The sequence below is a fragment of the Staphylococcus agnetis genome, assembly GCF_002901865.1.
In the GTDB taxonomy this organism is placed as follows: domain Bacteria; phylum Bacillota; class Bacilli; order Staphylococcales; family Staphylococcaceae; genus Staphylococcus; species Staphylococcus agnetis.
Genome location: NZ_PPQF01000045.1, coordinates 24721 through 34515 on the forward strand (window position 1 = coordinate 24721; position 9795 = coordinate 34515).

A 9795-nucleotide genomic window follows, 5' to 3' on the forward strand; every position below is an offset into this window, starting at 1 on the left:
ATTATCGCCCGCTTTCCACAACACTTTGTGCTGTCGCTAAAATCGCACCAGGTACACGGAATGGTGAACATGAAACATAATCAATTTGCATTCCGTTGAAGTGATGGATGGATTTAGGGTCACCACCCAGTTCACCACATACGCCAATTTTAATCGTTGACTTCGCTTGTTTTGCTTGGTCTACCGCTGTTTGTATCATCGCACCGACACCATTCACATCGAGCGTTTGGAAAGGGTCAACTTCTAAGATGCCACTTTGGATATAGTCATTAATGAATTTACCCGCATCGTCACGTGAGAATCCATATGTTAATTGCGTTAAGTCATTCGTACCGAAACTAAAGAAATCACACTCTTTCGCAAGTGCACCAGCTACCATACATGCGCGTGGTGTTTCAATCATTGTACCGATGAGGTAGTTTAATGATTGACCTGTTTGTGCTTCAATCCCTTTAATACTTTCAACAATTTGTGTTTTTAAAGTTGTAAATTCTTCAACCGTCGATACGAGTGGAATCATAATTTCAGGCTGACACGCGATACCTTCAGCTTTTAAGCGTGCCACACTTGTCATAATCGCTTCTGCTTGCATCACGTACAATTCTGGGTACGTAATCGCAAGACGACAACCACGGTGACCTAACATCGGGTTCGTCTCGTGAAGTTCTGCGATACGTTTATTCAATTTGTCTTCCGAAATGCCTAACTGTTGTGCGACATTCGTGACTTCTTCACCCGCTTTAGGTAAAAATTCATGTAATGGTGGATCTAACAAACGAACGATCGATGGACGTTCACCTGATAAACGGAAAATGTGTTCAAAATCTTCAGTTTGGTATTCACGGATTTGATTTAAAGCTTGGATGCGCGTCTCTTCGTCTGAAGATAAGATAAAACGACGCATTTCAACAAGACGCTCTGCACCAAAGAACATATGCTCCGTACGCACAAGACCAATACCTTTCGCGTTAAATTGGTAACCCGCTTCAATATCAGGTTTCGTCTCCGCATTCATGCGGACATTCAGACGCGCAATATCTTCCGCCCATTGCATAAATTGTTCAAACTCTTCACTATGCTCTGCGTTTGTTGTTTCAACTTTACCAGCGTAAATGTCACCATTTGCGCCATCAACAGATACCATATCTCCTTCATGCAGCGTACCACCTGGATACGTGATTACTTTTTCAACTGTGTTGATTTCTAGATTTGAACATCCAGTCACACAACATTTACCCATCCCACGAGCAACTACTGCCGCATGCGATGTCATCCCACCATGCGTCGTTACAATCGCTTCACTTGCGATCATACCTTCTATATCTTCTGGAGACGTTTCAGGACGCATTAATATGACTTTCTCACCTTGTTCAGCGCGCGCTTTCGCTTCTTCAGCCGTAAAGACGATGTGACCTACCGCAGCACCAGGACTTGCAGGTAAACCAGATTGCGATACCACTTCAGCATTTGCGAGTGCTTTCTCTTCAAATGTCGGATGGAGTAGTGTATCTATTGATTTCACATCAACTTTTGTCATCGCTTCTTCTTTAGAAATAACCCCTTCTTCTACAAGGTCTACCGCAATTTTCATCGCTGCTTTCGCCGTACGTTTACCGTTACGCGTTTGTAAAATATAGAGTTTCTCATTTTCAATCGTAAACTCAATATCTTGCATATCTTTATAATGCGCTTCTAATTGTTCAGAAACCTCTACAAATTCTTGATGCACATGTGGCATTTGATCTTTTAATGTTTGAATGTCTTTCGGCGTACGAATACCCGCTACGACATCTTCACCTTGCGCATTTAATAAATATTCACCGAAAAGTTTCGCTTCACCAGATACAGGATTACGTGTAAACGCCACACCTGTACCACTTTGATCGCCACTATTTCCGAATACCATCTCTTGGACGTTAACAGCTGTACCGATATCATGTGGAATATCATTTAAATCACGATACACACGGGCACGGTCGTTATCCCAAGACTTAAATACCGCTTCAACCGCTTCAGTTAATTGTGTCAGCGGCTCTTGAGGGAACGGTTTAAACACTTCCTCTACATAGACTTCTTTATATTTTTCACAAATGGTTTTAAGGCCTTCAGCTGGAATATCCGCATCCGTTTCATAACCATGTTCTTTTTTATAGCCTTCAAAATATGTATGGAACGCATGCATCGGAATGTTGTAAACGACTTCACCAAACATTTGAAGTAAACGACGGTAACAGTCATAAGAAAAACGCGCATCATTTGTTTTTTGTGCTAATTTTTCAACATTGTCATCATTAAGCCCCAAGTTTAAAATCGTGTCCATCATACCTGGCATGGAAATCTTCGCACCACTACGTACAGATACAAGAAGTAAATTTTGATCATCTGAGAACGCTTTACCCGTACGTGTTGAAAAAGCTTCTAATTGTTCTTTTAATTGTGTGATGACAGTCTCAGGAAGTGTCTCACCTTGTTTTAAGTATTCAATACACGCTTCTGTTGTAATCGTAAAACCATCAGGTACTGGTAAGCCAAGACGTTTCATTTCTGATAAATTCGCACCTTTACCACCAAGCAAATCCTTCATGTCTTTTTGACCTTCATCAAAAGCATAAATGTATTTCGTCATACTGTTTCACCTCAAATAGTTTAATATGTCATACTAATAAATATGAGTATGTCACATTATTTTTGAAAACGCAACGAAAAAAAGATAAATCATAAAAAATTTAAGAATTAACGACACCAAATTGTTAAGATTAAAGCTTTATATACGTATCATATTCTTAATTTAGAATCATTTAGTTAATTACCGTGACACAAATCATTGATGTATATGTGACATAGAAATCGACATATAAAAAAGAAGCTTAAGTCACAACACCGACGTGTCACTTAAGCTTCCCGCGAAACATTAATAATCATTTGATTGGTGGGATTCCATTTTGTATGGACCATTACGTAATTCATCCATGAAGAGTGCGTAATTTAGGAAGGATCTTAAAATTAGTAAATCAATGCAAAGCAAAAATAATATACTAACCCAAATAAAACTATTCTCTTCAGCAGTGGTCGGTACCGTCATAGCTAAATATGCTAACCAACCTAAGCTTGCTAGCTTTATCAATATTGCCAACAAGTTTAATGATGTTTTGGCTTCATCAACTACTATATGAAATTCGTTTATTGAAAATATAGAAATTGCAACAACAGAAAGTAAAACCGCCCCAATTATATTCATCCAATAAATTATTCCACTCCAAGGAGTGAATACGATACCAATTAAATAACAAGAAGCTACTGCAATAGGTTGCAAATATCCGGAGATTACATTTATAATCAAATATCTTATAGCGCTTGCCTTACTAACTTTAATATTATCAAAACTATCTTGCTTGAATATAATCAAATTAAATACCATCCATATAGCATAAGTAATATACAAATAAATGGGTATATCATTCCATATATTTGTAGAATATATCATCACAGAATTAAATAAAATAATCAATATAATCAAAAATATAATAAAAGGTTTCAAATACGACTTCTTTAAATTTGTAGCATAAGTCTCTAACATGGTCTCTCTCCTCTAATTAAATATCGTTTAAACCCACTTTTAACATAATTCCACCCTGATTTAACAGCGTTAACACCTGCATCTAAACCTTTATTAATACCTGATTTAGCTAGGTCTGTAAGTGATTTATCCGTACCAGGTAGTTTCTTATCAAGAAGGTAGCCTACATCAATTCCCGCCCCTGCTCCAAGAAGTGTTCCTACAACTGGAATAGGTATGGCTGTTCCTACTGCAGCCCCTACTGCAGTACTAGCACCTATTGCTCCTAAATCAACGCCCATCCCTACAAGCATCTCTTTAGCCGATTTTTCATCTAAATTATCGGTAATTTCTGAGACAAGGGCTAAAGGTTTTAACACTTCCCCCCTAATTTCATGCTATGTTTCAGTTTACCAATGACGTTTTTAGAAGTGAAGTCACCTTTTAATGTTTTTAATCCTTCATCTACATAATTTTTTAAATTTTTAGTAGCCGCTGTTCTAGATTTAAAATTTTCCTTCTTAAGTATATTGTCTCTAAAATTTTGAGATGAAAATGTATTTTTGAATTCAGTAGAGGCTGCTTTTTTCATTTCAGCTTTATCAAAGAATTGCTTAGAATCACCATATTTGCCCTAAAACCATTAATACATTTTGGGGAGATGCGCGCAATTGGGCAGCTAAAGCAGCGAGTGAAGGATTTACGGTGAATAAAACACCTAAAGTGGGTGCAATTATGCAAAATTATGAAGGTCCCTATGGTCATGTCGCTTATGTCGAACGCGTCAATTTAGATGGCAGCATTCTCATTTCAGAGATGAACTACATTGCGCCATATATTACTTCTACGCGCACAATACCTGCTGGATCTGTACACGCTCACAATTATATTCATTAAAATAAAAATCCATGAACAGCGTTATAGCCATTCATGGATTTTACTTTTTTAAACGATAACAGTATTTTCTTTTTCAATAATCATGTGGTCAATTTCATTATGTTCATTCATCACTGCGACTTTCGGACTATGTGTTGCCAGTTCTTGGTCATCCACTTGCACATACGTCATAATAATCACGATGTCACCTACTTCTACGAGGCGAGAAGCGGCACCATTCAAACAAATTTTACCGCTTCCTCTTTCTCCTGCAATGACGTACGTTTCAAAACGCGCACCATTGTTATTATTCACAATCGCAACTTTTTCATTGGGTAATATATCCACCGCATCGAGTATATCTTGGTCGATTGTAATACTTCCGACATAATTTAAGTTTGACTCTGTTACGCGTGCACGATGAATTTTACTATTCATCATTGTTCTCATCATTTTACTTCATCTCCAATAATAATATTATCTATTAAACGTGCTTTTGAAAATTTTACAGCTAAAGAGATGAAAATCTGACCAGAAATGGTTGTTTGTTGTACTAACTCCGGATAACTGTAAATGGCAACTTCTTCAATTGTGCCATCTGTATGCGTTTTGAGATATTCCGTGACTGCTTCAATAATGATGTCACTTTGACGTTCTCCATCTTCATACATTGTGCGTGCCAACTGTAAACTTTTGAATAAGTGTGGCGCTTGTTGACGTTCCGCCTCGGTTAAATACACATTTCGTGAACTTCGAGCGAGACCGTCGCGTTCACGTACGATGTCTACCCCTTCAATGACTACAGAGTGATTCATTTCTTTTACCATCTGAGTCACTATCGCCAATTGTTGGGCATCTTTTTTACCAAAATAGGCCACATGGGGTTGTACAATGTTAAACAATTTATTCACTACGGTAACTACCCCATCAAAATGCCCTGATCGTTTTTCTCCTTCTAACACAGATGCGAGGCGTCCTACTTTCAACGTAATATCTAAACGATTGGGATACATGTCTTCTACACTTGGATAAAAGACGTAATCGACACCAATATGTCGTGCTGCTTCCGTATCTTGTTCAATTTGTCGTGGATACGCATCAAAATCTTCATTCGGGCCAAATTGTAATGGATTAACGAACACACTTATGACTGTGATGTCATTGTATTCGATCGATTGACGCATCATCGTCAAATGCCCTTCATGTAAGGCACCCATCGTCGGCACAAAACCGATGCTTTTACCTTCGAGACGTAATCTTGATGTCAAATGTTGCATGTCTTGTATTGATGTAATTACTTTAGTCATTGAACTCACCCATAATTTGTTTTTGATACATATAAGCTTCAGATGGGAACATACCTGACTTTACTTCTTGATGGTACGTTTTTAACGCTTCGATACCGACTGAAAAGTCACCATATTGTTTCACAAATTTCGCATAGCGATCAACACCATAACTCAACATGTCATGATAGACAAGCACTTGGCCATCAGTATCTTTACCCGCACCTATCCCGATGACTGGTATAGAAAGCTGTTCTGAAACAACTTTTGCCAAGTCACTTGGAATGGCTTCAAGTACAAGCGCGACTGCGCCTGCCTTTTCAACTGCTTTAGCGTCTTCGATCAGTTTTGTAGCGGCCGCTTTAGATGCACCTTGCATTTTATACCCTAAAATACCCACACTTTGTGGTGTGAGACCGAGGTGCGCGACAATCGGAATGCCCATATGTGTAGCTTGTTGAATGAATGGTGTTAAATGTCCACCTTCTACTTTAAGCGCATTACCACCGCTTTGTTGATATAACCGCACAGCATTATTTAAATCTGTGGTCATATCAATACCGACTGAACCAAATGGCATATCTACCACTACAAACGTGTTTGGCGCACCACGACGTACAGCACGACTATGATGTAACATATCTTCTAACGTCACGTCTACCGTACTCTCGTATCCAAGTACCGTCATCCCAAGTGAATCCCCGACTAAAATCATATCAATATCGGCAGCTTCTACTTGTTTGGCACTCGGATAATCATATGCCGTCACCATCGTAATTTTCTCATTCTCTCGTTTCATTTGATGTAATTGGCTTAAAGTTTTCAACGTACTCACCCTTTTTTGATATACTTCATGATAAGTATATCTAATTCACTCAAAGGAGCAACTAATATGACTACAATTGGCATCATCGGTCCCGGCGCTGTCGGCACTGGCATTGCCCATGCGTTAAGCGGTGCCTTACACGTCGACCTATTAGGAAGACGCGATGAAACCTTAACGTTTTACGAATATGCCACCAAAGAAACATTCCCTATACAAGTTAAAGCACTGCACACCACACATCAAACATATGATTGGTTAATTATCGCTGTTAAAACAACGCAACTCGATGCCGTTTTATCTGATGTACAGCGTTTAATTCATCCAAACACACGTATCATATTGGCACAAAACGGTTATGGGCAACATGAAAAAATCAAACATACTTTCATATATCCCGCTGTCGTATACATAAGTGGACAAAAAGAAGGCACGCGAATTACCCATTTTCGTGATTACCGATTACGCATTCAAAAAGATGTGCATACCGAACGCCTTCAACACGCGCTCTCACAAACGCCTTTAACGTTAGAACTTAAACCACACATTGAACAACAGATTTGGTATAAACTTCTTGTAAATTTAGGGATTAATTCCGTGACTGCACTTTCACGTGATACCGCAAAAGTATTAAAGTCGCCATCAATGGCACACGTGTGTCGTCAATTAATTGAAGAAGGACGCCAAGTGGCAAAAGCAGAAGGCATTCACTTTAACGAACATATTATAGAAGAAATCATGACCATTTATGCAGGATACCCTGATGATATGGGCACAAGTATGTATTATGACCTCATGCATCATCGGCCGTTAGAAATTGAAAATATTCAAGGATATATTTTGCGACAAGCACAAAAACATCACATCGACATCCCGTATTTAACAATGGCGCATACGTTGTTAGACTACCAACATCAAAAAGCGACTACATTTTAATATATAAAAAAGCCTTCAAAATCCATCACAGAATGTACTTTGAAGGCCAATTTATATTTAAATGAATGATGACGCATTCATCATGTAACTTACATATTATCGTTTTCGGATGTTTGTATAAATTGAAGTTCATACATCTCACGATCTTGATAACTATTAAAATGATCAATTTTACCTTTTAAATAAAGTGTTTGTTGTTTCCGACTCGCATTGTGTTTAAATTGAATTTTAATTTTTAAATTGGATTCGTATCCATTATGTTGAATCGTACTTTCTAACTCATGAAACACTTCATTATTAATAGGCAACATATAACCCTCTTTACTTGGTAAAATGCTGGCGTATTTTTGTTGTAACACATTATCTTCATCAATGTAGATTTTAATTTGAAGTTCTTTCGCAGCACCTGCGCCCATGTTATACAGTTTTAAAAAGTCGTCACCCATGTTGTCACTATCTTTATCTGTCGTATTTCTCAGTGTTAAATGATCGCCATCTCGGGTCATCAATATTTGATTAAATCCAAGTGCCGGTAAAAAACTCATTTTCATTTGATAAAGTTGTACGGAGACAGATATAAAATAGAATAACGCCATCACAAATGTCCCGACAGATCCTATCGCAGACAATACGTTTATGATATTCACCATATACCTCCTTTAAAGATACTTAAAAGCAGTGTTTGTGTTATTCCACTTACATGTTGACGTAAAACTTGAATTTATTAACGATGTTGACCTAAAAAGTCTTTTGGCGTAATGGGGTAAAACGTCCATGTGAGCAACAACCCGAATAAAACGGCCCCAAGCGTCATATTCATCCAGTCGATATCATGCCCCACTATCGCAAGTAACGTTACACCTAAAAATCCTAATAGACTCATACATAGCCATGTAATGATAAATTTCATTTTCTAAACCCTTCCTTTATATAAAATCGTGCGCTTTAATTGATTAATTTTAAACCGATGGTACATCCTAATATCACCGCAATACATAGTAAGCGTAATGCATGCTTACTTTCACCATAAAAGATAATACTCACTAGTGTGCCACCTACTGCACCAATGCCAGTCCAAATCGCATACCCCGTACTCATGGGTATCGTCTGTAGCGCAAGTGACAATGTGGTTAGGCTCAACATAAATGTAAGTGCGACACCTAGAATGGCGATTTTTTTATGGTGTTGCGCATAAATATTCATACATACAACCCCAAGCATTTCAAGCAGTCCAGCGATGATTAAATAGATCCATGCCATTTACGTCGCCTCCTCTGTTGTCGTCATCTTAAGCCCAATGACACCTAGTAATAAACAAATGATGAACAACAGTTTCACCATATTAAATGGTTCATCAAATATGAAAAAATCCACAATCGTAACACCGGTTGTCCCAAGTCCGACAAACGTCGCATAAGCTGTACCCACTGGCAATGTTTTACTCGCATTAAGTAAAAGTGCGAAACTCATTGCAATCGCTATAATCGTCAAAACCCATGTTCCCACCGTTGTCGCATGTGTAATCCCAATGACCCAAGCCACTTCAAAACACGCGCCAATGATTAATTTAAGCCAATTCATGATACAACCCTCCTCAAATAAAAGAACCTGAGAGACTTATGCATTCATAAATCTCCCAGGCTTTTGTCCTTCCGTGTCATGTAATGTCATATTACATGGGTTTTCTCTCGGACCAGACTATTTATCAAAATACGGAACCCTAGAAAACCTAATTATTTCTATCACATTGAATTCAACGTCCACCATAATAGCACACAACATGTGACGTGTAAACCTTTGTGAATTAAGTTTATTTTATAGTCATTCTATACAAAAAACACCAGACATTTAGGATGCCTTGCTGTCCTTTTTGAATATTTTTAAAACATATAGAGAAAAAGTTAAATAATTTGAGCAATTTTAATTTGTTTCTAATGTTCATGCATTATAATCATACGTGTTAGAAATTGAAAATCGTTCGAATGTCTATCATTTTTCCAAGTTTTGATACAGACAATCCTAATTCATTTCAATTTCTAACAACATAATCCTCTTAGCACGTGCTATTAGTGTAGGCCGGAACCCCACTTCCGGTCTTTTTTTAGTACGGCTATCTTACTAATATACCCTGTTTAAGTGCACTTTTTCAATCTATCCCGACGTTTTTTTATTTTTTATCATGTTTTTTATTAAGTTTAATTATGTAATAGTAAAATTGATATTCGCCGCTACAATAACTAAAACTTATCACTTTTCGTGTCTGTAATAAATTTTATTATCACAATCATTTATTTATATAGTGTAAAATAATGATATAC

12 protein-coding genes, 1 pseudogene and 1 riboswitch are annotated in these 9795 nt (G+C 37.6%); of the genes and pseudogenes, 2 read left to right on the top strand and 11 right to left on the bottom strand.

Annotation, left to right across the window (positions count from 1 at the left end; genetic code table 11):
• Position 1: 1 nt before the first annotated feature.
• The 4 genes from ppdK to CD172_RS07390 all read right to left on the bottom strand — a co-directional run bounded on the left by ppdK (position 2) and on the right by CD172_RS07390 (position 4148).
• Positions 2–2626: a pyruvate, phosphate dikinase gene (gene ppdK / locus CD172_RS07375; protein ID WP_103345948.1), complete on the bottom strand. Its 2625-nt coding sequence runs from the start codon at positions 2624–2626 to the stop codon at positions 2–4.
• Between the two features lie 285 nt (positions 2627–2911).
• Positions 2912–3577 (bottom strand): DUF5079 family protein, encoded by a 666-nt coding sequence (locus CD172_RS07380; RefSeq protein ID WP_103345949.1) that lies wholly within the window; start codon positions 3575–3577, stop codon positions 2912–2914.
• A complete protein-coding gene (locus CD172_RS07385; RefSeq protein WP_103345950.1) occupies positions 3571–3936 on the bottom strand; it encodes a hypothetical protein in 366 nt (121 codons plus the stop codon). The genes CD172_RS07380 and CD172_RS07385 overlap by 7 nt, the downstream gene beginning before the upstream one ends.
• Positions 3930–4148, bottom strand: a complete 219-nt coding sequence (locus CD172_RS07390; RefSeq protein ID WP_103345951.1) for a hypothetical protein — start codon at positions 4146–4148, stop codon at positions 3930–3932. The genes CD172_RS07385 and CD172_RS07390 overlap by 7 nt, the downstream gene beginning before the upstream one ends.
• A 47-nt stretch (positions 4149–4195) precedes the next feature.
• On the opposite strand from CD172_RS07390, the pseudogene CD172_RS07395 reads away from it, so the two are divergent.
• A pseudogene (locus CD172_RS07395) lies at positions 4196–4453 on the top strand (CHAP domain-containing protein); the annotation flags it as partial.
• A 48-nt stretch (positions 4454–4501) separates the two neighbouring features.
• Here CD172_RS07395 and panD read toward each other — a convergent pair.
• The 3 genes from panD to panB are packed head-to-tail and all read right to left on the bottom strand — an operon-like array spanning position 4502 to position 6544.
• Positions 4502–4885 (bottom strand): aspartate 1-decarboxylase, encoded by a 384-nt coding sequence (gene panD, locus CD172_RS07400; protein WP_103345953.1) that lies wholly within the window; start codon positions 4883–4885, stop codon positions 4502–4504.
• Complete coding sequence (panC, locus tag CD172_RS07405; protein ID WP_103345954.1) at positions 4882–5739, bottom strand: pantoate--beta-alanine ligase; 858 nt, start codon at positions 5737–5739, stop codon at positions 4882–4884. The genes panD and panC overlap by 4 nt, the downstream gene beginning before the upstream one ends.
• Complete coding sequence (panB, locus tag CD172_RS07410; protein WP_037564973.1) at positions 5732–6544, bottom strand: 3-methyl-2-oxobutanoate hydroxymethyltransferase; 813 nt, start codon at positions 6542–6544, stop codon at positions 5732–5734. Before panB ends, panC begins: the two co-directional genes overlap by 8 nt.
• A 66-nt stretch (positions 6545–6610) precedes the next feature.
• Here panB and CD172_RS07415 point away from each other — a divergent pair, with 66 nt between their 5' ends.
• Complete coding sequence (locus CD172_RS07415; RefSeq protein ID WP_037564975.1) at positions 6611–7477, top strand: oxidoreductase; 867 nt, start codon at positions 6611–6613, stop codon at positions 7475–7477.
• A gap of 89 nt (positions 7478–7566) precedes the next feature.
• On the opposite strand, the gene CD172_RS07420 is transcribed toward CD172_RS07415, so the two are convergent.
• The 4 genes from CD172_RS07420 to CD172_RS07435 form a co-directional block, all read right to left on the bottom strand.
• Complete coding sequence (locus CD172_RS07420; RefSeq protein WP_037565303.1) at positions 7567–8118, bottom strand: hypothetical protein; 552 nt, start codon at positions 8116–8118, stop codon at positions 7567–7569.
• An 83-nt stretch (positions 8119–8201) separates the two neighbouring features.
• Positions 8202–8387 carry a hypothetical protein gene (locus CD172_RS07425; protein ID WP_037564977.1) on the bottom strand — a complete coding sequence of 62 codons (186 nt, stop codon included), beginning with the start codon at positions 8385–8387 and terminating at the stop codon, positions 8202–8204.
• Between the two features lie 35 nt (positions 8388–8422).
• Positions 8423–8737 carry a DMT family transporter gene (locus CD172_RS07430; RefSeq protein ID WP_037564979.1) on the bottom strand — a complete coding sequence of 105 codons (315 nt, stop codon included), beginning with the start codon at positions 8735–8737 and terminating at the stop codon, positions 8423–8425.
• The gene (locus CD172_RS07435) at positions 8738–9058 is read right to left on the bottom strand and encodes a DMT family transporter (protein WP_037564981.1); all 321 of its coding nucleotides are present in this window, start codon (positions 9056–9058) and stop codon (positions 8738–8740) included.
• 50 nt (positions 9059–9108) lie between these two features.
• Positions 9109–9212, bottom strand: a riboswitch (guanidine-I (ykkC/yxkD leader).
• Positions 9213–9795 lie beyond the last annotated feature (583 nt).